Annotated in this window: 23 protein-coding genes; 17 read left to right on the top strand and 6 right to left on the bottom strand. The window is 65.0% G+C overall.

Annotation, left to right across the window (positions count from 1 at the left end):
- Positions 1–299: 299 nt before the first annotated feature.
- The 3 genes from ACFIMZ_RS32420 to ACFIMZ_RS32410 all read left to right on the top strand — a co-directional run bounded on the left by ACFIMZ_RS32420 (position 300) and on the right by ACFIMZ_RS32410 (position 2,662).
- Positions 300–1,046, top strand: a complete 747-nt coding sequence (locus ACFIMZ_RS32420) for an SDR family oxidoreductase (RefSeq protein WP_431823518.1) — start codon at positions 300–302, stop codon at positions 1,044–1,046.
- Between the two features lie 152 nt (positions 1,047–1,198).
- On the top strand, positions 1,199–2,053 hold the full coding sequence (locus ACFIMZ_RS32415) for a DJ-1/PfpI family protein (protein WP_431823517.1): 855 nt from the start codon (positions 1,199–1,201) through the stop codon (positions 2,051–2,053).
- 126 nt (positions 2,054–2,179) lie between these two features.
- Positions 2,180–2,662 carry a YybH family protein gene (locus ACFIMZ_RS32410; RefSeq protein WP_431825419.1) on the top strand — a complete coding sequence of 161 codons (483 nt, stop codon included), beginning with the start codon at positions 2,180–2,182 and terminating at the stop codon, positions 2,660–2,662.
- Positions 2,663–2,756: 94 nt separating this feature from the next.
- On the opposite strand, the gene ACFIMZ_RS32405 is transcribed toward ACFIMZ_RS32410, so the two are convergent.
- Positions 2,757–3,704 carry a GlxA family transcriptional regulator gene (locus ACFIMZ_RS32405; RefSeq protein WP_431823516.1) on the bottom strand — a complete coding sequence of 316 codons (948 nt, stop codon included), beginning with the start codon at positions 3,702–3,704 and terminating at the stop codon, positions 2,757–2,759.
- Between the two features lie 528 nt (positions 3,705–4,232).
- Here ACFIMZ_RS32405 and ACFIMZ_RS32400 point away from each other — a divergent pair.
- From ACFIMZ_RS32400 to ACFIMZ_RS32380, 5 genes are all read left to right on the top strand, one after another.
- Complete coding sequence (locus ACFIMZ_RS32400; RefSeq protein WP_431823515.1) at positions 4,233–4,571, top strand: DUF4148 domain-containing protein; 339 nt, start codon at positions 4,233–4,235, stop codon at positions 4,569–4,571.
- Positions 4,572–4,664: 93 nt separating this feature from the next.
- On the top strand, positions 4,665–5,456 hold the full coding sequence (locus ACFIMZ_RS32395; protein WP_431823514.1) for an alpha/beta fold hydrolase: 792 nt from the start codon (positions 4,665–4,667) through the stop codon (positions 5,454–5,456).
- A 346-nt stretch (positions 5,457–5,802) separates the two neighbouring features.
- Positions 5,803–6,273, top strand: coding sequence for a rhodanese-like domain-containing protein (locus ACFIMZ_RS32390; RefSeq protein WP_431823513.1), 471 nt, complete (start codon positions 5,803–5,805; stop codon positions 6,271–6,273).
- Between the two features lie 34 nt (positions 6,274–6,307).
- Positions 6,308–7,252, top strand: coding sequence for a serine O-acetyltransferase EpsC (gene epsC / locus ACFIMZ_RS32385; RefSeq protein ID WP_431823512.1), 945 nt, complete (start codon positions 6,308–6,310; stop codon positions 7,250–7,252).
- Positions 7,249–7,500, top strand: a complete 252-nt coding sequence (locus tag ACFIMZ_RS32380; protein ID WP_431823511.1) for a helix-turn-helix domain-containing protein — start codon at positions 7,249–7,251, stop codon at positions 7,498–7,500. The genes epsC and ACFIMZ_RS32380 overlap by 4 nt, the downstream gene beginning before the upstream one ends.
- A 34-nt stretch (positions 7,501–7,534) precedes the next feature.
- On the opposite strand, the gene ACFIMZ_RS32375 is transcribed toward ACFIMZ_RS32380, so the two are convergent.
- A complete protein-coding gene (locus ACFIMZ_RS32375; protein ID WP_431823510.1) occupies positions 7,535–8,791 on the bottom strand; it encodes a hypothetical protein in 1,257 nt (418 codons plus the stop codon).
- Positions 8,792–8,937: 146 nt separating this feature from the next.
- On the opposite strand from ACFIMZ_RS32375, the gene ACFIMZ_RS32370 reads away from it, so the two are divergent.
- The 8 genes from ACFIMZ_RS32370 to ACFIMZ_RS32335 all read left to right on the top strand — a co-directional run bounded on the left by ACFIMZ_RS32370 (position 8,938) and on the right by ACFIMZ_RS32335 (position 20,096).
- On the top strand, positions 8,938–9,870 hold the full coding sequence (locus tag ACFIMZ_RS32370; protein ID WP_431823509.1) for a family 2A encapsulin nanocompartment shell protein: 933 nt from the start codon (positions 8,938–8,940) through the stop codon (positions 9,868–9,870).
- Complete coding sequence (locus ACFIMZ_RS32365) at positions 9,845–11,851, top strand: family 2A encapsulin nanocompartment cargo protein cysteine desulfurase (protein ID WP_431823508.1); 2,007 nt, start codon at positions 9,845–9,847, stop codon at positions 11,849–11,851. The genes ACFIMZ_RS32370 and ACFIMZ_RS32365 overlap by 26 nt, the downstream gene beginning before the upstream one ends.
- Before the next feature lie 180 nt (positions 11,852–12,031).
- Complete coding sequence (locus tag ACFIMZ_RS32360) at positions 12,032–12,934, top strand: TauD/TfdA dioxygenase family protein (protein ID WP_431823507.1); 903 nt, start codon at positions 12,032–12,034, stop codon at positions 12,932–12,934.
- 56 nt (positions 12,935–12,990) lie between these two features.
- Positions 12,991–14,046 (top strand): ABC transporter substrate-binding protein, encoded by a 1,056-nt coding sequence (locus tag ACFIMZ_RS32355; RefSeq protein ID WP_431823506.1) that lies wholly within the window; start codon positions 12,991–12,993, stop codon positions 14,044–14,046.
- Between the two features lie 125 nt (positions 14,047–14,171).
- Positions 14,172–15,095, top strand: a complete 924-nt coding sequence (locus ACFIMZ_RS32350) for an ABC transporter ATP-binding protein (protein WP_431823505.1) — start codon at positions 14,172–14,174, stop codon at positions 15,093–15,095.
- Positions 15,092–15,979 carry an ABC transporter permease gene (locus tag ACFIMZ_RS32345; RefSeq protein ID WP_431823504.1) on the top strand — a complete coding sequence of 296 codons (888 nt, stop codon included), beginning with the start codon at positions 15,092–15,094 and terminating at the stop codon, positions 15,977–15,979. Before ACFIMZ_RS32350 ends, ACFIMZ_RS32345 begins: the two co-directional genes overlap by 4 nt.
- Before the next feature lie 621 nt (positions 15,980–16,600).
- Positions 16,601–19,186 carry a bifunctional aconitate hydratase 2/2-methylisocitrate dehydratase gene (acnB, locus tag ACFIMZ_RS32340; RefSeq protein ID WP_431823503.1) on the top strand — a complete coding sequence of 862 codons (2,586 nt, stop codon included), beginning with the start codon at positions 16,601–16,603 and terminating at the stop codon, positions 19,184–19,186.
- A gap of 427 nt (positions 19,187–19,613) precedes the next feature.
- Entirely contained in the window at positions 19,614–20,096 is a 483-nt protein-coding gene (locus ACFIMZ_RS32335; RefSeq protein WP_431823502.1) for an SMI1/KNR4 family protein, read from the top strand.
- A 212-nt stretch (positions 20,097–20,308) separates the two neighbouring features.
- On the opposite strand, the gene ACFIMZ_RS32330 is transcribed toward ACFIMZ_RS32335, so the two are convergent.
- A complete protein-coding gene (locus ACFIMZ_RS32330) occupies positions 20,309–21,322 on the bottom strand; it encodes a glycosyl hydrolase family 18 protein (protein WP_431823501.1) in 1,014 nt (337 codons plus the stop codon).
- A gap of 345 nt (positions 21,323–21,667) precedes the next feature.
- Here ACFIMZ_RS32330 and ACFIMZ_RS32325 point away from each other — a divergent pair, with 345 nt between their 5' ends.
- A complete protein-coding gene (locus ACFIMZ_RS32325) occupies positions 21,668–22,048 on the top strand; it encodes a hypothetical protein (RefSeq protein WP_431823500.1) in 381 nt (126 codons plus the stop codon).
- A 166-nt stretch (positions 22,049–22,214) separates the two neighbouring features.
- On the opposite strand, the gene groL is transcribed toward ACFIMZ_RS32325, so the two are convergent.
- The 3 genes from groL to ACFIMZ_RS32310 form a co-directional block, all read right to left on the bottom strand.
- Entirely contained in the window at positions 22,215–23,855 is a 1,641-nt protein-coding gene (groL, locus tag ACFIMZ_RS32320) for a chaperonin GroEL (protein WP_431823499.1), read from the bottom strand.
- A gap of 12 nt (positions 23,856–23,867) precedes the next feature.
- On the bottom strand, positions 23,868–24,158 hold the full coding sequence (locus ACFIMZ_RS32315) for a co-chaperone GroES (RefSeq protein WP_010098917.1): 291 nt from the start codon (positions 24,156–24,158) through the stop codon (positions 23,868–23,870).
- Positions 24,159–24,340: 182 nt separating this feature from the next.
- Entirely contained in the window at positions 24,341–25,294 is a 954-nt protein-coding gene (locus tag ACFIMZ_RS32310) for a LysR substrate-binding domain-containing protein (RefSeq protein ID WP_431823498.1), read from the bottom strand.
- Positions 25,295–25,428: the final 134 nt, after the last annotated feature.

The raw sequence follows: 25,428 nt of genomic DNA, 5'->3' as shown, positions 1-25,428 counted from the left end.
ATATGAACGCGGGTGTCGCTTGCCGACGGCGGATTCAACCGGTCGATGCAACACACTAGACGCCGCGTGAGCCTGAGGCTGCACGGGAACTGCACCGACGTGTGATGCCACCACTAAACGCCGAGGTGCGCTGGCCACCAGGTCAGATTGATTGGCGTTTTTTGAGGGATATACGACCTTTGAGCCATTCGCTTCAAGTTCCATACTTCGCGTGGAAGATCAAGCAGGGAACAGCGCACAAACGCGATTGCGTTTTGAACTTCCGGCCTGATCAATCACAACTTGGAAAGGAATAGAAGATGAGGCTCAAGAACAAGTCGGTTTTAATCACGGGTGGCACCAGTGGCATCGGTCTTGCAACCGCCAAGCTGTTCATTGCAGAAGGCGCCCGAGTGGCGGTCACTGGTCGCGATGATGCCGTGTTTGAGCGTGTGAAGGCCGAACTTGGCGAGAATGCGGTCGTTCTCAAGGGCGACGTACGTTCGATCAAGGACATGCGAGCGATCGCCGCGCAGGTAAAAGAGAAGTTCGGCGGCTTGGATGTCGTGTTCGCCAACGCTGGCTGGGCTTTCCCGTCCGCAGTCAACGACATCGACGACGAACTCTATAGCGAGATCATGGACATCAACGTCAAGGGCGTGGTGTTTACGCTTCAGGCGGTGCTGCCGGACTTGCGGGAGGGCGCCTCGGTCATTCTCAATACATCGTTCGTCGCGCAGACCGGCAAGCATGGCATCTCGTTGACTGCGGCGGCGAAGGCCGCCGTGCGATCGCTGGCCCGTAGTTGGTCCTACGAGTTTCTCGGCCGGAAAATTCGCTTCAACGCGATCGCACCCGGCGCGATGAACACGCCTCTGATCACCAAGTGGGGCATGTCCGACGAATGGGTTCGCGACCGTAAGGCCGAGTTCGCCGAAGCTATTCCGGTGGGCTACATGGGCAAGGCCGAGGACGTTGCCTACGCGGCACTCTATCTCGCCAGCGACGAATCCTCCTACGTTGTCGGCACCGAACTGATCGTCGACGGCGGTGCCTCGCAGCTTTAAGCCTGCGATTCCCGATTCCAGAGCCCGACACGTCGTCCCGGCTCATCCACATCCTGATCTCATGTCCGCCACGCTTTTCGTCGTGGTGTTTTCTCAATCTGGCCAACCTGGTTGTGCTTGCAGAGGGGGCCCGAGTGCAAGGAGAGATTAACTTGACCGACCATAGCAAAAACAACGCCTCTAGCGAGAAACTCACCAAAGCAGGTCATTCCCGTCGAGATGTTCTCAAGTTTGGAAGCGTCGCCACGCTCGGCGCCGTCATGGGTGGCGGAGCGTTGCTTGGTCACGCCACACCTGCTTTTGCGCAGGCAGACAGCAAGGGGAAGTCGGCTCCGCGTGATCCCCTCAATATTCTGATCGTGAATTACGACGGAGGTACGCTTCTTGATTTCGCTGGCCCCAGCGAGATTTTTCACCGGCTACCGAATACGAACGTTCGCTACGCGAGTCTCAATGGGGGCAACGTGACGCTCGAATTCGGGGTCGTCTATGGCAAGACCGAACGGTTGGCCGATATTGAGAAAACTGACCTGATCCTGGTTCCCGGCGGGTCTGATTTGTCGGCGCCGATGCGCCCGGAGTATCAAGCTCAGATCCGGCGTCTGGCGGAAAGCGCCAAGCATATTACGTCGGTTTGCAACGGATCGCTCGTGCTTGCCGCGACGGGCGTTCTCAAAGGCAAGCGAAGTGCCTGTCATTGGGCGTTCGTCAACAAGCTGTCTGAATATGGCGCCATCCCCGTTCCGGATCGCTTCGTCGAAGACGACCACGGCCGGTTCATGAGCGGCGGTGGCGTGACGGCGGGCATCGACTTCGCACTTCGCGTTGCGGCGAAGCTGCGCGGCCAACAGGCCGCCGAATTCACACAACTCGCGATCGAATATGATCCCGCTCCGCCGTTCCGTTCCGGTCATCCTAGAGACGCGCGGCCGGAGGTAATCGCGATGGTCGACAAAGAACTACCCGGAGCATCCAGAGGTCTCGCACGAATCCCGGGCGTTCGCTGAAACGCCTGCAGGCAATGTTGGCGAAGCCACGTGCAGGCCCTGATGAAGGCCGCAACCGACATTGCCTGCTCCATCTGCGCAAGGGTGCAGCCCTCTTCAATTCAAACCACGATCGGAAGTCACAAGATGCAACAGATCCGTTTTTGTACTGCTGTTCTTGCAGTCTGCGTCTCCTTTTTAACCTTTGCGGCGCCGGCAACTGCCGGCGGTTTTCAACGTCCGCCCGACGCGGCCATCAAAGCCGAGAACGCGCGATGGGCAGAAGCCTTTGGGCGAGGGGACTACGAGGCGATAGGCCGCCTCTATACGAACGATGGCACCCTCTTGCCGCCCGGTGGTGACAAAGTGACGGGGGGCGGCGCGATCGCCGAGTACTTCACCAAGGGATATGCCGGATCAGCGCCTGGTACCGTATCGTTCAGCAATTACGAGTTCTACGGCAATGATCGGATCGTGACGGAGGTTTCGGATGCGGAAATCCGCGACCACGGTGGAAAGCTCAAATACCGCGGCAAGCAGATCCTGATCTTCCTGAAGCAGGACGGTGCCTGGAAGTTGCATCGAGACATCTGGAATGATTACGCTCCCCTAAAATCTGACGGCCGTTGAGCGTCCGATGAGAAGTCGATAATCACGTACCGAAAGCGCCGGTGAGCCGTTAGGCAGACACAGGCCAAGGGTGAGCTGATGGGCCGTCTATCGATCAGCTCTTACCGTTCAACCTGCTCTGGCGCCGGATCGATTGCGGCGGGTGTCCGTGCAATTTGACAAATGCCCGCCGCATCCGCTCCGGATCCGTGAATCCCACGGCCAGAGCAATCTGTTCGATTGGTTCGCTACCATCCTGCAGGCGCAGCCGCGCAGCTTCAACTCGCAAACGCTCGACCGCCTTGGCAGGCGTCTCACCGGTTTCTCGACGAAATGCTCGTCCAAACTGTCGCAGACTTAATCTCGCCGCATCGGCGAGTCGTTCGACAGGCAGCGCTTCAGCCAAATGTTCCCTGGCAAAATTCAGCGCGATGCGGATACGATCCGATTCCGGCTCCATTTGCGACATCGCAGAGAATTGGGACTGACCTCCTGGTCGACGATACGGAACGACCAGAAGCCTGGAGACAGCGCGCGCCATTTCCGGACCCATGTCTCTTTCAATCATGGCGAGCGCCAGGTCTATTCCGGAGGCGATGCCCGCCGACGTCCAAATGCGGCCGTCCGCTATATAGATACTATCGCCCTCGACCTTGGTGAGAGGGAAGCGCGACTGCAATCGAGCCGCGTATTGCCAGTGCGTCGTTGCTCGCCGGCCGTCCAGCAAGCCGGTTTCCGCAAGCAAGAATGCCCCTGTACACACGCTTGCCACCCGCAAGGCTTTGGCGCTCAATTTCTTGGCAGCGGCGATGTTCTCCGATGCCTGCATCGGATCTATATCACCGCCCACGAACACAACGGTGTCAAACGTGCGCCTCCCGATCGGCTTTGTCTCGATCGGAAGGCCCGAATTGCCAAGAACCGGGCCTCCAGGCTGCGAGATTACATGAAGATCATAGGGGGTATGGCCAGCGGCTGTCGCCACTTGATTAAAGGCCGAAAGTGGTCCACCGAGATCAAGAACATCGTGCCCGTGGCAGACGAAGAATCCAATTCGATGCATAACGAACCAGTTGGCTGAAAACCCGACAAAGGCGTATTTTACGGAAAAACCTCGAATTGAGCCATTCGGCCTTCAATGAGGGAAAAACGTCATTTGCGCGTTGATCAATCAACCGCATAGTCGATAGCTTGAACGATGCAGGCGAATCATTCGCCTCGAAGAGGTGAACGTTCATCCTGACCGTCATCGTAGTCGCCACTTCGCACATAGCGGCTGAAAAAGATCCACGAACTGCCATTCGACAACCACACCGAAGTGTCGCTTTATGGCCGAACGCCGAGGGTCTGCCCCGCGTTCCCCGGAAGTCCGCGACGAACTCTTTTTTGCCGTTTCGGCGCGGCGCACGATTTTGTATCGCACTGTATCTGCGGCCGTCCTGGAAAAACTGGCATGCACCCGGCCGCTGTTGCGGAAACATGCCGGATACGTTGGCGGGTTCTACTGTCGACATGCAGCAAGCATTCGATATGCGTTGTTGCATCGGATGCCGAATGATCGACACACGAACTTTCCTTCAGGAGAACGCTCATGAAAACCGCCCGAATCCTTGCCGCTGCCGCACTTGCCATCGTCCCCGCGCTGTCCTTCGCGGATGCCGGGCACGGCCTCACGCGCGCCGACGTGCGCGCCGAACTGGTCCGGCTGGAGCAGGCCGGCTACAACCCGGCCCGCAGCGAACCGCATTACCCGGACGACGTTGCCGCCGCCACGCTGCGGGTCGCACAGTCCGACCAGAACGGCCCGTCGAAGTCGGCCGGCGACAACGTGGCTGACACGCCGTCGCCGGTTCGGCATCGCGACATGACGCAGGCGCGCGCCACGCACCACGACGCAATCCCGTCCGATGACCTCTACGCGCATTCCTGATCCGTTGCCGTGCCGCCGCCTTCGCCACATCCCGACAGCGCGGCGGCAATCGCAGGACTTCATGTGAACAACACGACCGAAAGGACCATGACCATGGTTGGTTTGATGCAACGGATTCTCATCTCCGCCGCGGTGCTCGGCGGACTGTTCGGCACGGCGACAGCCCATGCCGCGCCGCAGGCCGACCTGAAAGGCACCAATGTCGTCCTCGTGCACGGCGCGTTCGCCGACGGTTCGAGCTGGAACCGGGTGATTCCGCTACTCGAGGCGCGCGGCCTGCACGTCGTGTCCGTGCAGAACCCGCTGAGCTCGCTCGCCGACGATACGGCCGCGGCCAAGCGTGTGATCGACCAGCAGCAGGGGCCGGTCGTGCTGGTCGGCCATTCGTGGGCCGGTGTCGTGATCAGCGAAGCCGGCAACGACGACAAGGTGAAGTCGCTCGTCTACGTCGCGGCGTTCGCGCCCGACAGCGGCCAGTCGATCGCCGACGTCACGCAAGGGCTGCCGCCGCCGTCGTGGGCGGGCGAGCTGCGCAAGGACGCGGCCGGCTTTGCACGGCTGTCGGACCAGGCCATCGCGCAGGACTTCGCGCCCGATCTGCCGCCCGTGCAGCAGCGCATCGTGGCGGCGACGCAGGGGCCGTGGTTCGGCGGCTGTATCGACGAGAAGGTCGCGCAGGCCGCGTGGCACGCGAAGCCGTCGTCCTACGTCGTCGCGACGCAGGACCGGATGATCGACCCGACGTTGCAGGAAACGATGGCAAAGCGCATCGGCGCGACGGTGACGCGCGTGAACGGCAGCCATGTCGCGATGCTCAGCCAGCCGAAGGCCGTGGCCGACGCGATCATCGCGGCCGCGCAGCGCGTGCGGCAGGACGCGCACTGAGCGAACACGGCGCCGCCGTGCGCGGGGCGCGGCGGCCCATCGACGTCGATGCGCGACGTGCTGCATATCGACGGTCCCCCCATCCGCATTCCACACCGATACCCCGGCGTTGCGGCGCCGGCGTGACCCGTCACCTCCCTTTTCGAACCCGATCCAGCCACCCACCCGCCCGATAGCGGGCGTTCGCGTTTGCATTTCGCGCGGCCCTGATTTGGAAATGAGTTTTTATTGGTTCTGCTTCGCGTGCCGCGCTCGCATAGTGGCGCTGACGGCTATAGACAGCAGGCAAGCTGCACCGGCCGCCTTTCCCGGTTTATCGGATCGAACGAATCGACAAGGAAGCGTCATGACGTTTGCATTGGAAGAACGAACCGCCGCGCAACAGGCGCTCGACGACGCTCGCGCGGCAGCCGCAGCGGCCGGCACGCCCTACGCGGGCGGCGTGGCTCCGGAAATCGCGTGGGCCTTGTTCAAGGCCGGCGACGCGTTGCTGGTCGACGTGCGCACCGCGGAAGAGCGCAAATTCGTCGGCCATGTGCCGGACTCGCTGCACGTGCCGTGGGCGACCGGCACGAGCCTGACGCGCAACCCGCGCTTCGTGCGCGAGCTGGAAGCGAAGACCGGCAAGGACGCGCGGGTCCTGCTGCTGTGCCGCAGCGGCAACCGCTCGGCGCAGGCCGCGGAAGCGGCGGCGAAGGCGGGCTTCACGCAGGTGTTCAACGTCCTCGAAGGATTCGAGGGCGACCTGGACGCGAAGCAGCGCCGCGGCGGCCAGAACGGCTGGCGCTTTCGCGGCCTGCCGTGGGCGCAGGACTGAGGCGCGGCCGGACGGGAAACGGGGAGAAGCAACAGTGGCCGCATTCGAAATCGACGACATCGTCCGATCGCTGCAGGACGTGCGCCGCGCGTGGCGCGAGAAACAGCGGCGCTCGCTCGAGCCCGGCGGGCGCGACCTGCCGGCGCGCGAGGCGCTCGCGCAGATCGTCGGCGCGCTGAAAGGCGTGCTGTTCCCGATGCGGCTCGGCCCGCCCGACCTGCGCCAGGAAAGCGAGAACTTCTATGTGGCTCATGCGCTCGATGCGGCGCTGAACGCGCTGCTCGCGCAGGTGATGCTGGAGCTGCGCTACGCGGCGCGCCAGCGCAACGCTCATGCGCCGGTCGACGATCCGGCGTCGGCGGCCGTGCAGGCGTTCGCCGCGCGGCTGCCGGAGATCCGCCGCCTGCTCGACAGCGACGTGCTCGCGGCGTTTCACGGCGATCCGGCGGCCGGCAGCGTCGACGAGGTGCTGCTGTGCTACCCGGGCGTGCTCGCGATGATCCATCACCGGCTCGCGCACGAGCTGTACCGGCTCGGCCTGCCGCTGCTCGCGCGCATCATCGCCGAGCAGGCGCACGCGGAGACCGGCATCGACATCCATCCGGGCGCGCGCATCGGCGGCGGCTTCTTCATCGACCACGGCACGGGCGTCGTGATCGGCGAGACGGCGATCATCGGCGAGCGCGTGCGCGTCTACCAGGCGGTCACGCTTGGAGCGAAGCGCTTCCCGCGCGATGCCGCCGGCCATCTGGAGAAGGGGCTCGCGCGCCATCCCATCGTCGAGGACGACGTCGTGATCTACGCGGGCGCGACGATCCTCGGCCGCGTGACGATCGGGCGCGGCGCGGTGATCGGCGGCAACGTGTGGCTCACGCAGGACGTGCCGCCGGGCGCGAACGTCACCCAGGCCGTGCTGCGCAGCGAAGCGACGCAGGCGTCGCGCACGGCGGCCGCACCGGTTGCGCAGGCGGCGTCATGAGCGACCTGATCCGGCACTTCGGCGCCACGGTGCGCAAGCTGCGCGAGGCGCGCACGTGGTCGCAGGAGCAGCTCGCCGAGCATGCGGGGCTGAACCGCTCGTATGTCGGCGAGATCGAGCGCGGCGAGGCGATCGCGTCGCTCGTCACCGTCGACAAGATTGCGCGGGCGTTCGACGTGTCGATCGCACGCCTGCTGCTCGCGCCCGGCGGCGCGGCGGGCGATCCGTCGGCGGCGGCATCGCGTTGAGCGTTCGATGCGCAGTGGTCACGTGCGCGACGGCTCAGGCCGGCTGCTTCAGGCCGATCGGCCGGATGTCGTCCTTCTTGAGCATCACGCAGTTGCGTCCGGCTTCGCGAGCTTTGTCCCGGGCCTTCTTGTTCTCGGCCGGGTCGTTCGAGAATTTGTCGTCGGGCGCATCGGTGATGCCGGGAACGAATTTGTCGGCGCACAGCAGGCGAATGTCGCCGAACGCGTAGCGGACGTACGCGTGGACGATCGGCAGACCGGACGACGTGACGGCGATGCCGACGTGTTCGAGGCTCGCCCGCGCGTCCGGCTTGAGCAGCTCGAAGTCCTGGGGCGTCACGCTGTAGACCCCCGTTTTTTCGAGCGTCCGGGTGGCGATGCCGGTGGAGAAGGACGTAAAGGACCACATGACCAGTGCATAGAGCACGAGGCCGACGCCGATTGCCACGTACTTGATGGCAGTCGTCATCGGCTTGTTGCGGGCGACCGAGCCGATCGCCATCAATCCCGGCAGGAAGCCCGCGAGCGTAAGGGGCAGCAGGACCACGAGCGCCGGGTACGCCTTGGCGTCCGTGCTCATGTCGCCCGCGAATGATTCGATGGCCAGGAAGGCGGCGCTGCTCGAAATGGTGGCGACGGTGACGATTGCGGACAGCGCGACGGATTTTCCGGCGGTCTTCCACTTGCCCTGGCCGCTGGATGTGCCGTCAATGCGCCACCCGACAAGCGCGGCCGCGGCGCAGAAGACGAACGTGGCGAGCAGGACGAGCGGAATCGACAGGCTCTTGAACAGGATAGATCCGGCGAATACCAGCGCCATCCAGAACAGCACGGTCAGGAGAATGACGAACGACGAACTCTTGGACAGCACGCGCAGGTCGTTGTTGACCGACATGCAGAACAGCAGAAAGATCGACGGAACGCACAGGATGAACAGCAGCACGGATACCAGCAGCAGTGTGCCGATCAGCAATGCCAGCAAACCGGACGTCGACGAAACCGAATCGAGAAACAGCGAATACCAGCCGATTCTATCGAGATAGATCCACAGCGAGAGACCGGGAATGATCAATAGCAGGATCGACGATTTGGCCGCCAGATCCGTGGCGTCCTTCGCGAAGTCGAGAATTTTCTTGAAGCGCTCGAAGACGTCGTTCCACGGAATGATGGACGGAGGAGTGCTCATCATGGCCCCTTGGTTCTGGTTTCGGAATTGAATTTTAGGATTCCGCGCCACCGTCCTGTCAATCGGTGGGAGGCAGCGCGCCGCGCCGGACCAGCAAAAAAGCATGGTCGCGAATCAACGATCCCGAGCTTTGGTGACGATGTCGTTTTGAATTGGCGGCTATAGCATGTTGAGCCGCCTGCATGACGTTTCGATAATGCTCTCCCGCGATAAGCATTTCTGTTTTGGTTTTATAGCCCCCGGAGTCACCTATGTCGACGATAGTGAGCGGCCAGACGGCGCTCGGCGATAACGCAGCACGGCAACTTGCCAATGCCACCAAGACCGTTCCCCAGCTTTCCACGATCACGCCGCGATGGCTCACTCACTTGCTGCAATGGGTGCCCGTCGAGGCCGGCATCTATCGCCTGAACCAGGTGAAGAATCCCGACGCGGTGCGGGCCGCGTGCACGGCACGCGAAGACGAGGGCGCGCTGCCGCGCACGTTCGTGCCGTATGTGGAGCAGCCGCGCGAGTATTTCCTGAACGCGGTGAGCACGGTGCTCGACGTGCATACGCGGATCTCCGATCTCTACAGCAGCCCGCACGACCAGATCAAGGAACAGCTGCGCCTGACGATCGAGACGATCAAGGAGCTGCAGGAAAGCCAGCTGATCAACAACCCCGACTACGGTCTGCTCGCGAACGTGGCCGACGAGCAGCGCGTGTTCCCGCTGACGGGCGCGCCGACGCCGGACGATCTCGACGAGCTGTTGACGAAGGTATGGAAGGAGCCCGCGTTCTTCCTCGCGCATCCGCTCGCGATCGCCGCGTTCGGCCGCGAATGCACGCGGCGCGGCGTGCCGCCGCCGACGGTCAGCCTGTTCGGCTCGCAGTTCCTCACGTGGCGCGGCATTCCGCTGATCCCGTCGGACAAGGTGCCGGTCGCGGACGGCAAGACCAGGATCCTGCTGCTGCGCGTCGGCGACAAGCGGCAGGGCGTCGTCGGCCTCTACCAGCCGGGCGTCGCGGGCGAGCAGGGGCCCGGGCTGTCGGTGCGCTTCATGGGGATCAACAACCAGGCGATCGCGTCGTACCTGATCTCGCTGTATTGCTCGCTCGCGGTCCATTCGCCGGATGCGCTGGCTGTCCTCGAAGACGTCGAAATCGGCAAGTACCATGACTATCCCGACACCTACCGTTAATTCAGGACTGCCGGGCAGCGACCTGCCGCATGCGCCGCTGCCGGCCGGCCTGCCCGATCCGGCGACGCTCGCGCGGCTCGCGTCCGAATTCTTCGCGACGCCGCCGGGGCAGGCGGCCGCGCCCGGGCTGTCGGCGGGCAGCGGCGCGGTGGGGGGCGTGCCGTCGGCGCTGCCGGCGGCGGCGCCGATCCTCGCATCGGTGAGCAATCCCGCGCCGGCCGGCTCGCCGCTCGCGGGGCCGGGCGGCACGGGCACCGGCGTGCCGGGCCTCGCGCCGCAGGACGAGGCGCTGGGCAAGGTCGCGGGCGCGAACCTCGCGCCGTCCGCGCCGACCCACGTGCTGTCGCTCGGCAACCGCGCGCCGGCGCTCGCGCCGCATGCGGCCGCGCAGAACGGCCTGCCCGACAGCGTCGTGGCGATCGCGCCCGCGCTCGAACCGCGCGTCGGCGGCGCGGCGCTCGGCGTGCCGCAGGCGAGCGCCGCGGTGAACGACGCGTCGCCCATCGCAGCGTCTTCGCCGTATTACTTCACCGACGGCACGCTGCAAGGCTGGCAGGCGACGCCGCACGACATCGTCGTGCCGACGAACGGCGTCGCGTCGCCGGAGGCGTTCGGGTTGCCTGGCGACGACGCGTTGCGCGGGCTGCTGGCGCTGAACCGGCATGCATCGGCGGCCACGCCGCACGGAGCGACTCCGCGCTACTTCATCGACGATGCACGGGCTGCCGAGCCGTCTGCACTTGCGGGCAGCGCGCATCCGCCGTTCGACGTGAACGCGATCCGCCGCGATTTCCCGATCCTTCAGGAGCGCGTGAACGGCAAGCCGCTGATCTGGTTCGACAACGCGGCGACGACGCACAAGCCGCAGGCGGTGATCGACCGGCTCGCGTACTTCTACGCGCACGAGAACTCGAATATCCACCGCGCCGCGCATGCGCTCGCGGGCCGCGCGACCGACGCCTACGAGCACGCGCGCGACACGGTGCGGCGCTTCATCGGCGCGGCGTCGCCGGACGAGATCGTGTTCGTGCGCGGCACGACCGAGGCGATCAACCTGATCGCGAAGACGTGGGGCGTGCAGAACGTCGGCGAGGGCGACGAGATCGTCGTGTCGCATCTCGAGCATCACGCGAACATCGTGCCGTGGCAGCAGCTCGCCGCGCAGACGGGCGCGAAGCTGCGCGTGATTCCGGTCGACGACTCGGGCCAGGTGAGGCTCGACGAATACCGCAAGCTGCTCGGCAGCCGCACGAAGCTCGTGTCCGTCACGCAGGTGTCGAACGCGCTCGGCACGGTCGTGCCGGTGCGGGAGATCGTCGAGCTCGCGCATCGCGCGGGCGCGAAGGCGCTCGTCGACGGCGCGCAGTCGATCTCGCACATGCCGGTCGACGTGCAGGCGCTCGACGCGGACTTCTTCGTGTTCTCGGGCCACAAGATCTACGGCCCGACGGGCATCGGCGTCGTCTACGCGAAGCGCGCGATCCTCGACGACATGCCGCCGTGGCAGGGCGGCGGCAACATGATCGCGGACGTCACGTTCGATCGCACCGTGTTCCAGCCGCCGCCGAACCGCTTCGAGGCGGGCACCGGCAACATCGCGGACGCGGTGGGGCTTGGCGCCGCGCTCGACTACGTGAGCCGCGTCGGCATCGAGCGCATCGCGCGCTACGAGCACGACCTGCTCGCGTATGCGACGAGCGTGCTCGCGCCGGTGCCGGGCGTGCGGCTCGTCGGCACCGCGCGCGACAAGGCGAGCGTGCTGTCGTTCGTGCTGAAGGGCTACGCGACCGAAGAGGTTGGCCACGCGCTCGACGAGGAAGGGATCGCGGTGCGCTCCGGGCATCACTGCGCACAGCCGATCCTGCGCCGCTTCGGACTCGAAGCGACCGTGCGGCCGTCGCTCGCGTTCTACAACACGTGCGACGAAGTCGATGCGCTGGTGTCGGTCGTCAGGAGACTGGCGTCGCGCCGGCGCGGTTGACGTCGCGGGACGGGAACGGCCGCGTGCATTGCGCGGCCGTTCCCAATTCCATTCGTCGCGTATGCTCGAGCAGTCATCCTTATCGGTTCAGCAGATAAACGTATCGAATATGCTTCGTTGACGGGCTGCGACGTGCGATCGTAGATTCGCGTTTTCATCGCATTCGACGGGGCCTGCTTCGTGACCATCATCGCCACCCACACCGCCGAGCCGTCGCAGGGCGCGACGCCGCAACACTTCGAGATTCGCGCGTTCGACGGGCCGCTGGGCGCGGAAGTGATCGGCCTCGACCTGTCGAAGCCGCTCGACGATGCAGGCTTCGCCCGCATCCATCGCGCGCATCTCGACCATCACGTGCTGGTGTTCCGCGACCAGCGCATCACGCCGGAACAGCACATCGGGTTCAGCCGCCGCTTCGGCCCGCTGCAGATCCACGTGCTGCACCAGTTCGGGCTGGCCGGGCATCCGGAAGTGCTGGTGGTGTCGAACATCGTCGAGAACGGCCGGCCGATCGGCCTCGGCGACGCCGGCCAATTCTGGCACTCGGACCTGTCGTACAAGGAAAAGCCGAGCCTCGGCTCGCTGCTGCACGCGCAGGAGCTGCCGACCGAAGGCGGCGACACGCTGTTCGCGAACATGCATCTCGCGTGGGACACGCTGCCCGCGCACCTGCGCCGCGCGGCCGAAGGGCTGCGCGCCGAGCATACGTATCTCGCGCGCTATGCGGAACTGCAGGTGCGTAACCCGTGGCGGCCGAACCTGTCCGCCGAGCAGGTCGCGCAGGTGAAGCCGGTCGTGCATCCGGTCGTGCGCACGCACCCGGAGACGGGCCGCAAGGCGCTGTTCGTCAGCGAGCATTTCACGACGCGCATCGTCGGCCTGCCCGAAGACGAAAGCCGCGCGCTGCTCGACGAACTGTTCGCGCACAGCGTGCGCGCCGAGCATCTGTACCGGCACGTGTGGCGCGACCACGATCTCGTGTTCTGGGACAACCGTGCGCTGATGCATCTCGCGGCCGGCACGCCGGACCACCTGCGCCGCAAGCTGTATCGCACGACGATCGAGGGCGACGCGCCCTTCTGACGGGCGCGCCCCTTTCTGCCTCCACGCCTGCCTTCATCTTTCCGACCGGAGTTCCGATGTCGTTCTCGATTCGCGCGGCGCTGGGCCGCACGACGCTGTCCGCACGCCGTGCGGCCGTCACCACGCTTGTCGCGGCGCTCGCCGTCGCGGGCCTCGGGGCCGCGCGGCCCGCGCGCGCCGAAGGGCAGATCCGCATCGCCGAGCAGTTCGGTGTCGTCTACCTGATGCTGAACGTCGCGCGCGACCAGCAGCTGATCGAGAAGGAAGGCCACAAGGCGGGCCTCGACATCAAGGTCGACTGGGTGCGCCTGTCGGGCGGCGCGGCCGTGAACGACGCGCTGCTGTCCGGCGCGGTCGACATCGCGGGCGCGGGCGTCGGCCCGCTGCTGACGGTGTGGGACCGCACGCATGGCCGGCAGAACGTGAAGGGCGTCGCGTCGCTCGGCAACCTGCCGTACTACCTCGTCAGCAACGATCCGAACGTGAAGACGCTCGCCGACTTCACCGCGAAGGACCGCATCGCGGTGCCGGCCGTCGGCGTGTCCGTGCAGTCGCGCGTGCTGCAGTATGCGGTCGCGAAGCAGTGGGGCGACAAGCAATACGCGAAGCTCGACGGTTTCACGCAGGCGATTCCGCACCCCGACGCGACGGCCGCGATTCTCGCGAACGGCAGCGCGATCACCGCCCACTTCGGCAATCCGCCGTTCCAGGAGCAGGAGCTGGCGGGCAATCCGAACGCGCACATCGTGCTGAATTCATACGACGTGCTGGGCGGCCCGAGTTCGGCGACCGTACTCTACGCGACCGAGAAATTCCGCAACGAGAACCCGAAGACCTATCGCGCGTTCGTCGCGGCGCTCGCTCAAGCCGCGCGCGTGATCGCGGCCGACCCCGAGCGCGCGGCGGACGCCTATATCCGCGTCAACGGCTCGAAGATCGACCGCGCGCTGCTGCTGAAGATCGTGCGCAATCCGCAGGTGCAGTTCAGGACCGCGCCGCAGAACACGTTCAAGCTCGCGCAGTTCATGTATCGGATCGGCGCGATCCGCAACGAGCCGAAATCGTGGCGCGACTACTTCTTCGACGATCCCGCGACGGCGGGCGGGAGCTGAACGGCGGTCGTTCGAGCGGCGCAATCGACGCTTATGCGCCGCGATGGTTTGAATATGCGCAATGATTGGTTGGTGTGTGAACCGGCCGACCGTATGGTGACGTTTTACTCGCAGGAATCCTTATCGTGAACGTCACCACGTCCCGAAGCTGGGCACTGCCGGCTGCGGCGCGTCAGGGCTCGTCGCCCGTCGTGCGGGCGGCGGCCGAGGCGCCAGCCGCCGACGTCCGGCCCGCGCCGGATGCCGCCGCGCCGCCCGCGCACAGCGAGCGCCTGCTCGCGATCGACCGCGTCAGTCTCGAATATCGCAGCCACGCGCGCATCGTCCGCGCGACGCATCAGGTGAGCTTCGACGTGTACGGCGGCGACCGCTTCGTGCTGCTCGGGCCGTCGGGTTGCGGCAAGTCGACGCTGCTGAAGGCGATCGCGGGTTTTATCGAGCCGGTGTCCGGCACGATCGCGCTCGGTGGCGAGCCGGTGCGCGGGCCCGGCGCCGATCGCGTCGTCGTGTTTCAGGAATTCGATCAGCTGCCGCCGTGGAAGACGGTCGCCGAGAACGTCGCGTTCCCGCTGCGCGTCGCGAAGAAGCTGCCGCGTGCGGAAGCGCGCGAGCGCGCTTTGCACTATCTCGACAAGGTCGGCCTTGCCGCATTCGCCGACGCGTATCCGCACACGCTGTCCGGCGGCATGAAGCAGCGCGTCGCGATCGCACGCGCGCTCGCGATGCAGCCGCGCGTGCTGCTGATGGACGAGCCGTTCGCCGCGCTCGACGCGTTGACCCGCCGCAAGATGCAGGAGGAGCTGCTGCGGTTGTGGGACGACGTGCGGTTCACGCTGCTGTTCGTCACGCATTCGATCGAGGAGGCGCTCGTCGTCGGCAACCGGATCCTGCTGCTGTCGCCGCACCCGGGCCGCGTGCGCGCGGAACTCGACAGCCACGCGTATTCGCAGGACAGCGTTGGCCGCGCCGATTTCCGCGACAGCGTCGCGCGCATTCACCGGCTGCTGTTCGAGACGGACGACGAAATCGCAAAGGAGACCGAACGATGAGCACGCAGAATCCGACTTTGCCGCCGCTGCCGCCGGTGCGCGCGGAATACGAACTGCCGCTGCGGGCGCCGCTCGACGTCGAACGTGCGGCTCCCGTGCCGCTCGCGCGGCGCGTACTGGACGCCGGCTGGTTTCGCCGCGCGCTGATCGCGCTCGTGCTGGTCGGCGCATGGGAACTCACCGCGCGGCTCGTCGCCAACGACCTGCTCGTGCCGACCTTCGGCGCGACGCTCGCCGCGTTCGTGCAGGGCATCGTGTCGGGCGAGCTGCTCGTGAAGACCGGCATCTCGCTGTCGGTGCTGCTGCGCGGCTATGCGCTCGGCGTCGTGCTCGCGTTCGCGCTGACGTCGGTTGCCGTCTCGACGCGCTTCGGCCGCGACCTGCTGTCGATGCTGACCTCGATGTTCAACCCGCTGCCGTCGATCGCGCTGCTGCCGATCGCGTTGCTGTGGTTCGGCCTCGGTGCCGGCAGCCTGCTGTTCGTGCTCGTGCATGCGGTGTTGTGGCCACTCGCGCTGAACATGTACACGGGTTTTCTCGGCGTGCCCGCGACGCTGCGCATGGCCGGCCGCAACTACGGGCTCACGGGGCTGCGCCAGGTCGCGCTGATCCTCGTGCCGGCCGCGCTGCCGTCGATTCTTGCGGGCCTGCGCGTCGGCTGGGCGTTCGCGTGGCGCACGCTGATCGCCGCGGAACTCGTGTTCGGCGCGAGCGCGGGGCAGGGCGGGCTCGGCTGGTACATCTTCCAGAACCGCAACGAGCTGTATACGGATCGCGTGTTCGCGGGGCTCGCGGCGGTGATCGTGATCGGGTTGCTCGTCGAGCATCTCGTGTTCGATACGCTCGAGCGGTTGACGGTGCGGCGGTGGGGGATTCAGCACTGAAGCGGCGGCATGGTTGGTCGCGCCTCCGATGCGCATTGTCAGGTCGCGTTCGTGGATTACCGTGGCGCGCGGCAAAAATCCATGCCATGGCGTCCTGACGCCTGACCGCGAGGTTCGAGCCGAGCGTCCGAGCGCGCCCGGCGTATCGACGGTTTCCGGCACGCAGGCCATCAGCGCATCGGCTGTCTCGCTCAGGGTTCTGCTCCAGTTGGCGAATGCGGTCGCCGTGGCGGCCTCGAACTGCTCGCGCCCCAATATCACATAACGAAATTCAGCCCCGACGGGGGCTGCCTCACGTCAGGGGACGATCGGAAATCGCGGTCGAGCAGCGTGCCGCGGATCGTCTCCGCTCCTGCCGACGATAGTCGGGATTGCCCGGAATACCTTGTACGACAAGGCTCTCATGCAAGCAGCCGGATTTCGCGCGAAAAGGTCGATTCGGTCGATTCCCCCTTGCCGCCACGATTTCCCGAGCCTTGTCTTTCAACTCTTATATAAGACATAAGACATTTGACGTTGCGGGATATTGCGATTAGAATCGCGATCGTCAAAGCAGTGCCCGGAACAGCCTCGGCGTGCCTGAAAGGCCTTCCCCTGAAACTCAACATCAGCAGGTCCCCCATGCTTGAAAACTTTCGTGCTCACGTGGCCGCCCGCGCCGCGCTCGGTATTCCTCCCCTGCCGCTGACGGCTCAGCAGACCGCCGAACTGGTGGAACTGCTGGCGAATCCGCCCGCCGGCGAAGAGCAGACCCTGCTCGACCTGATCACCTACCGCGTGCCCGCCGGCGTGGACGAAGCCGCCCGCGTGAAGGCCGGCTTCCTGGCCGCCGTGGCCAAAGGCGAGACCGCCTGCCCGCTGATCTCGCGCGAGCGCGCCACCGAACTGCTCGGCACGATGCTGGGCGGCTACAACATCCAGCCGCTGATCGAGCTGCTGTCCGACGACGCCGTGGCTGCCGTGGCCGCCGACGCGCTGAAGAAAACCCTGCTGATGTTCGACCAGTTCCATGACGTGAAGGAACTGGCCGACAAGGGCAACGCGCACGCGAAGGCCGTGCTGCAAAGCTGGGCCGACGCCGAATGGTTCACCAGCCGTCCGGAAGTGCCGCAAAGCCTGACCATCACCGTCTTCAAGGTGACGGGCGAAACCAACACCGACGACCTGTCGCCGGCCCCGGACGCCACCACCCGCCCGGACATCCCGATGCACGCGCTGGCGATGCTGAAGAACGCCCGCCCCGGCATCACGCCGGAAGAGGACGGCAAGCGCGGCCCGGTCAAGTTCATCGAGTCGCTGAAGGAAAAGGGCCACCTGGTCGCGTACGTGGGCGACGTGGTCGGCACCGGCTCCTCGCGCAAGTCGGCCACCAACTCGGTGCTGTGGTTCACGGGTGAAGACATCCCGTTCGTGCCGAACAAGCGCTTCGGCGGCGTGTGCCTGGGCGGCAAGATCGCCCCGATCTTCTACAACACGATGGAAGACGCGGGCGCGCTGCCGATCGAGCTCGACGTGTCGCAGATGGAAATGGGCGACGTGGTCGAACTGCGCCCGTACGACGGCAAGGCGCTGAAGAACGGCGAAGTGATCGCCGAGTTCCAGGTCAAGTCCGACGTGCTGTTCGACGAAGTGCGCGCCGGCGGCCGCATTCCGCTGATCATCGGCCGCGGGCTGACCGCGAAGGCGCGTGAAGCGCTGGGCCTGGCCCCGTCGACGCTGTTCCGCCTGCCGCACCAGCCGGCCAACAGCGGCAAGGGCTTCTCGCTCGCGCAGAAGATGGTCGGCCGCGCATGCGGTCTGCCGGAAGGCCAGGGCGTCCGCCCGGGCACGTACTGCGAACCGAAGATGACCTCGGTCGGCTCGCAGGACACCACGGGCCCGATGACCCGCGACGAACTGAAGGACCTGGCGTGCCTGGGCTTCTCGGCCGACCTCGTGATGCAGTCGTTCTGCCACACCGCCGCTTATCCGAAGCCGGTGGACGTGAAGACGCACCAGACCCTGCCGAACTTCATCAGCACCCGTGGCGGCATCGCGCTGCGTCCGGGCGACGGCGTGATCCACTCGTGGCTGAACCGCATGCTGCTGCCCGACACCGTGGGCACCGGCGGCGATTCGCACACGCGCTTCCCGATCGGCATCAGCTTCCCGGCCGGTTCGGGCCTGGTCGCCTTTGCGGCCGCCACCGGCACGATGCCGCTGGACATGCCGGAATCGGTGCTGGTCCGCTTCAAGGGCAAGATGCAGCCGGGCGTGACGCTGCGTGACCTGGTCAACGCGATTCCGCTGTACGCGATCAAGCAAGGCATGCTGACGGTGGCCAAGCAGGGCAAGAAGAACATCTTCTCGGGCCGCATTCTTGAAATCGAAGGCCTGCCGGACCTGAAGGTCGAGCAAGCGTTCGAATTGTCGGATGCGTCCGCAGAGCGCTCGGCGGCCGGTTGCACGGTCCACCTGAACAAGGAACCGATCATCGAATACCTCAACAGCAACGTCACGCTGCTGAAGTGGATGATCGCGCAGGGCTACCAGGACCCGCGCAGCCTGCAGCGCCGCATCACGGCGATGGAGCAGTGGCTGGCCGACCCGCAACTGCTGTCGCCGGATGCCGACGCCGACTACGCCGCCGTCATCGAGATCGACCTGGCCGACATCCACGAGCCGATCGTGGCCTGCCCGAACGATCCGGACGACGTGAAGACGCTGTCCGACGTGGCCGGCGCGAAGATCGACGAAGTGTTCATCGGCTCGTGCATGACCAACATCGGCCACTTCCGTGCGGCGTCGAAGCTGCTGGAGGGCAAGCGCGACATTCCCGTCAAGCTGTGGGTGGCCCCGCCGACCAAGATGGACCAGAAGCAGCTGACCGAAGAAGGTCACTACGGCGTGTTCGGCACGGCCGGCGCACGCACCGAAATGCCGGGCTGCTCGCTGTGCATGGGCAACCAGGCACAGGTGCGCGAAGGCGCGACGGTCATGTCGACCTCGACCCGCAACTTCCCGAACCGCCTGGGCAAGAACACGAACGTGTACCTCGGCTCGGCGGAACTGGCGGCGATCTGCTCGCGCCTGGGCAAGATCCCGACCAAGGACGAGTACATGGCCGACATCGGCGTGATCAACGCCAACGGCGACAAGATCTACAAGTACATGAACTTCGACCAGATCGAAGACTTCAAGGAAGTGGCCAACACCGTGCAGATGTAAGCGTGCTGTCGGACTACGGCGGGTTGTGCTCGTCGTAGCGCCGCGCAATGGCGCCGCAGGCTGAATGCTTGCGGCGCCGTTTTTTTTGGTTCGTCAGTAAACAGTGTGGGTGCACGGAGGCTCGGGGATATCCGTCGCGAGCCATACGCCTTGCCTTGTCCGCATAAACATGGCAAGGAACTTCGCGAAGCTTTCTTTCGTCGGCTGTACATTTGCCGGGATGTGTCATTGTGCGAGCGTGGCAATGGCCCCACCGCTTCGGCGGTTGTCGTTACTTATCAACATCAACTTTCGAAAACCGATGACACGTACAAACTCTTCCGTACCCCCCCTCGAATGGCCGAGCTTACCGGATGACGCTGCGCGTTTTGCATGGTTTCGGGCCGTTATCGCAGCCTATGCGGATTTGTGGGCCGGACACGTAACCATGCCCAAGGTGACCCCGGCTACGCAGGGTGCGGTGTCGCAGGCCGAGGTGCGGATTGGGTGCACACTGCCCGGCGCCCTCCGACGCTACCATCTGGAAATTGGAGCGCTACAGCTGGCCGAACACCTTTGCGCGCTGGAAAATGATGCGCCGATACCCATCCAGCCGCTATTTGACGCCTTTCCCGGTCTGGTGGAGAGAGGGCTGTCGGAGCAGGAAGATGTCCTTGCCAAGCAGATGGTCGTGTTCAGCGATTATCTCGGCAACGGCAATATGTTCTGCTTTCACGGAAGTACCGGCGAAGTCTTTTACTTCGACCACGATACCGATCCTGCGCTGACTTTTTTCGCGTCTGATATCAATAGCTATCTTGAGGCGCTAATGATCAAGATGCTTGCTGATGTGCATGAACAGGAAGAAGCAGGAGAAGATCTACTCGTTGAGCGGTTCGGCCGAGCGCTGGTCAGCAAATGGATGTATTGACGCGAAGGCGGCATCAATGGCTGTCTGCTGACACGTTGTAGGGCAGCGTCGCCAGGGTCAAGCCCGAACCGAAGATGACGCTGAGGCTGCGCGTTCATGCACGCGACGGCCGGTATGTCCGCACGGCGGCCCGGCATGCACTCACGCAGTTCAGCGTGCGCGAGGGCCAACGTATCGCCCGGCCGCGTTCGAGGATCAGGCAAGGGGCAGCGCTATTGCTGTGCAAGCCCCGCCTTCAATGCCTGCCAGAAGCGTGCATTCTCCATCCCGAGCGCATACATCGACGTGCCGGCCAGACCGTATGCATTGACGAGGCTCGCTTTCAGCTGCACGCTGCGCGCATTTTCGGTCCACACCGTGTGCGTGCCGCTGCCGTCGTCGGCCGTATACTGAAACGTCACCGAGTTGTTCGAGCCGACATAGCGTGGCGTCACGCCATACTGCTTGACGAGCGCATCGGTATCGGCCCAAAAGAGCTGCTTGCCGGAGTTGTCGGCACGCCAATCGTAGCCGTATGACGGCAGGCCGTTCAGGATCTTGTCCGCCGATACCAGCGAGACCGCGTAGTCGAGGTCGTTTTCCATCCAGTCGGAGCCTGCGACGGGGCCCGGGTCCCAGGTCGGGATCGTCTCGTCATAGGTCATGATCTGCAGGTAATCCGCACCGGCGCCGAGCGCGCGCAGGTCATAGCCGTAGTTGGCCGGATGCGTCTCGTCGGCCGTCGAGAACGCCGGTACGCTGACGATGAGCTTGAGCCCTTGCGCGTGCAGCGCCCGGCCCAGCACCTGCACGAAGTTGCTGAAATTGTTGCGGTCGCCTTGATCGATCTCTTCGAAATCGATGTTGATGCCCGCGAACCGATTCTTCTGCGCGAACGCGACGAGGTTGCGCACGGCCGTATCGAGGTGCCCGGACGTGACCTCGTGCGCGAGCGATGCGCTCCAGTTGCCGTCGACGTTCGACACGCAACCGTACGCGGGAATGCCTTTGGACTTCAGGAAGGCGAGGGCATTGGTCGGCGCCGGATCGCCGTTGCCCGTGACGGTCCCGTCTTTCGTGATGTTGTAGAAGTCGACTGAAACGGCATTGAAATTGCCGTAATTCCGTGTCAGCGAATCGTAGTTGTGCGAGTAGCCCGAATAATAGGCGAGCACCATCGGTGCGGCCGATGCGTTGATCGACGCGGCGGACAGAAGGCCCGCAATGCAGGCGGCAAGACGTTTCATCGTGGATTTTTCTACCCGTTGTTGTTGTGTCCGGTTGGCTCACATGCGAAGGCACGTTGACCTTTGTCGAAGAGACCTCGGGCCGATCAGCGCCGTCTACAGGACGTTAACGGCGGTGATACGGGAAACTCCAATCCATCCGTGAATGGCCTGAAATGTGACAAGAGTGTGGAATTGCCGGATTTGAAACCGACTTTCGATATTCGTTATCATGCTTGGCGTTTTATAACCGCCAGACGAAAGAGACGGCCGCATAATCCGGGGCCTATGGAATGCGAATAACAGAGGGAAGGTCACCGCGAACCTGAACCGGCCTCAAACCCGACACTCACCCAAGGAGAACCGATGTATTCCAACCGCTTGCGATCCGTATGCCTGTCGCTGGCCCTGGCGGCACTGCTGGGCGCCTGCACAAAAAAAGAAGAGGTTGCCACCCAGGAAGTGGCCACTCGAGAGGTCGGTGACCAAACGGCGGTCAAGGACACCGATCTGCCAAAGGAATGTATCGAGGCCGAACAAGCCCAGCGCGAATGCACCGAAGCCATGGCCGCCGGCTACGAGCGCGTCGGCCACCCGGAGGCCGGCAAGCTGCTGCGCGACGCCTTGCCCAAGGAATTGGAGCAGGCGCGCGCCCGCTGGCGATCGGCGCCCGACAAGCAGGTTCTCGCACAAAGCTGTGCGATGGGACGAGACACCATTCGCGCCCAGCCGCAGTGCCACCGGTAAGGCGATCCGTCACGATCGGGCTCGATTGAAATGGCCTGCTGGGACCTATGCCGAGGCGACGCAGCGCGCGACCAAAAAACAACGCGTAACGACATGAGTCGCTACGCGTTGTTCGTTGCTTTGCGGAATCAATCGCGCCGGTACACCGGCACGCGGCGCCTCTCGATCAGAATCCGAAGCCCGGGCCACCCGCACCTGCTTCCGGCGCGCCCACCCCCGGCCCCGCCTCCTTCGGCGCTTCATGCACGGTCGCATCCGTCGTCAGCAACAACCCGGCAACCGACGCCGCATTCTGCAGCGCAGTACGCGTGACCTTGGTCGGATCGAGCACGCCCGATTCGACGAGGTCGCCGTATTCGCCGGTCTGCGCGTTATAGCCGAAGTTGCCCGAACCTTCCGCGACCTTCGCGACCACGACGCTCGCTTCCTCGCCCGCGTTCGTGACGATCTGGCGCAGCGGCTCCTCGAGCGCACGCAGCACGATCTTGATGCCGGCGTGCTGGTCGGCGTTCGCGCCGGTCAGCTCGCGGATCGCCTGCTTCACGCGGATCAGCGCGACGCCGCCGCCCGGCACGATGCCTTCCTCGACGGCCGCGCGCGTCGCATGCAGCGCGTCGTCGACGCGGTCCTTCTTCTCCTTCACCTCGATCTCGGTCGCGCCGCCGACCTTGATGACCGCGACACCGCCGGCCAGCTTCGCCACGCGTTCCTGCAGCTTCTCGCGGTCGTAGTCCGACGTCGCCTCGTCGATCTGCACGCGGATCTGCTTCACGCGCGCCTGGATGCTCGCCGCGTCGCCCGCGCCGTCGATCACCGTCGTGTTCTCCTTGCCGACCTCGATGCGCTTCGCCTGCCCGAGTTCCGCCAGCGTCGCCTTCTCGAGCGTGAGGCCGGTTTCCTCGGCGATCACCTGGCCGCCGGTCAGGATCGCGATGTCCTCCAGCAGCGCCTTGCGGCGGTCGCCGAAGCCCGGCGCCTTGACCGCAACGGTCTTCAGGATCCCGCGGATGTTGTTCACGACCAGCGTCGCGAGCGCTTCGCCTTCGACGTCCTCGGCGATGATCAAGAGCGGCCGGCCGGACTTCGCGACCTGTTCGAGCACCGGCAGCAGCTCGCGGATGTTCGAGATCTTCTTGTCGTGCAGCAGGATGTACGGACTCTCGATCTCGGCGATCTGCTTGTCCGGGTTGTTGATGAAATACGGCGACAGGTAGCCGCGATCGAACTGCAGCCCTTCGACGACGTCGAGCTCGTCGGCGAGCGACTTGCCGTCCTCGACGGTGATCACGCCTTCCTTGCCGACGCGGTCGATCGCCTCGGCGATGCGCTGGCCGATCGACTCCTCGCCGTTCGCCGAGATCGTCGCGACCTGCGCGATCTCCTTGCTCGTCGTGGTCGGCTTGCTGATCTTCTTCAGCTCGTCGACGGCGGCCGCGACGGCCTTGTCGATGCCGCGCTTCAGGTCGAGCGGATTGAGCCCGGCCGCGACGTACTTCTGGCCTTCGCGGACGATCGCCTGCGCGAGCACGGTGGCGGTCGTCGTGCCGTCGCCGGCCGCGTCGCTGGTGCGCGACGCAACTTCCTTCACGAGCTGCGCGCCGATGTTCTGCAGCTTGTCGGCGAGCTCGATTTCCTTCGCGACGGACACGCCGTCCTTCGTGACGACCGGCGCGCCGAAGCTGCGCTCGAGCACGACGTTGCGGCCTTTGGGCCCAAGCGTGACCTTCACCGCGTTCGCGAGAATGTTGACGCCTTCGGTCAGCTTCGCGCGCGCGACGTCGCTGAAAATGATTTCCTTCGCTGCCATGATTGCGCTCCTTTATTGATTGACGACGGCGACGATGTCCTCCTCGCGCAGCACGAGGAGCTCGCTGCCGTCCACCTTGACCGTCTGGCCCGCGTACTTGCCGAACAGCACGCGCTCGCCGACCTTCAGGTCGGGCACGATGCGCTGGCCGTCGTTGTCCCGGCGGCCGGGGCCGACCGCGATCACTTCGCCCTGGTCGGGCTTTTCCGCGGCGCTGTCGGGAATCACGATGCCGGAAGCGGTGGTGGTTTCCTGGTCGAGTCGCTTCACGATGACTCGATCGTGCAAGGGGCGTAGGCTCATCGGTTGGTCCTGTCGGAATGTGTGATTGGCACTCTGCATAGGAGAGTGCTGACGAGTATAGAAATGCGCGCCGGCGCGATCCAATAACGGATTGCGAAATGCATTTGCGCGGGCGTGAATTGGGGCGTGCGGCGAACGGGGAGCGGCGGCGAGCCGACACGCGCGGATGGAAGCGCGCCGCGTCAGATCAGCAGCGTCAGCGTGCGGAACAGTGCGAGGTCTTCCTTGCGCGCCGAGCGCGCGTGACGCCGGATCACCTGCAGCAGGCAGTCGATGAAGCAGCGCGCCGCGTCGCTCTGCGTGCTGCTGCGGCGCGTGACGATGCCGAGCTCGCGCGGCTCGAAGCGTTCCTTCAGCGACAGCGCGCGCATCCGCTCGCCGAACGGCGGCACGACGCTCAGGATCGTCGGGCACCACGTGCACATGTCCGCCTGTTCGAGCATCGTCTGCAGCATCGCGACCGATTGCGCGCGGACGATGCGCCGCTCGTCGATCTGCGCGCCGTGGCGCGTGAACAGGTAATCGACGAGCGCGGCCTGTCCGTCCGGCGCGAAGTTCAGCACCCAGTCCTGGTCGAGCAGGTCGTGGATCGAGCGGACGCGCTCGCGCGGATGGCCGGCGCGCACCATCACCGACGTCTCGTAGGTCAGCACCGGCTCGCACGCGAATTCCTGCGCGGCCACGCCCGGCTGCACCTGCCCGAGCGCGAAATCCATGCTGCCGTCGCGCAGCAGCGGCTGTGCGACGGCCATCAATCCTTCATACAGTTCCAGGCGCACGTCCGGCATCCGCTCGCGAAACAGCAGTACCGTCTCGGCGAGAAACGTCAGCGTGAGCCACGGCGTGACGCCGACGCTCAACCGGCCTTCGACGCGGCCGCGCATCCGCGCGAGATCGCCCTGCGCATGTTCGAGCTGCTTGAGCACGAGCTTCGCGTGCGTGAGCAGCGCCTTGCCGTATTCGGTGAAGCCGATCCCTTCCGGCGCGCGCACGAGCAGCGGCAGGCGTTCGCTCGCCTCCAGTTCGCGCAGCGCCCGCGTGACGGCGGCCTGCGACAGGCCCAGCGCGCGCGCCGCGCCGCGAATGCTTCCGGCCTCCGCGCTCGCGACGAGCGCCTGCAGCTGATGCAGCTTCATGATCACGGATCCGACAACGAAAGGTTGTCATCATAACGAAACCGGGGCTGTTCGCCGGCATTTTCGCTGCATACGATCCGGTCAACGATCAGCCATCCGGCGATCGGCGGCGATACGGAATCGGGGAGCGGGAA

Source organism: Burkholderia sp. F1 (assembly GCF_050813845.1).
GTDB classification, from domain to species: Bacteria; Pseudomonadota; Gammaproteobacteria; order Burkholderiales; family Burkholderiaceae; genus Burkholderia; species Burkholderia ubonensis.
This window is presented reverse-complemented; position numbering and strand designations above follow the sequence as displayed.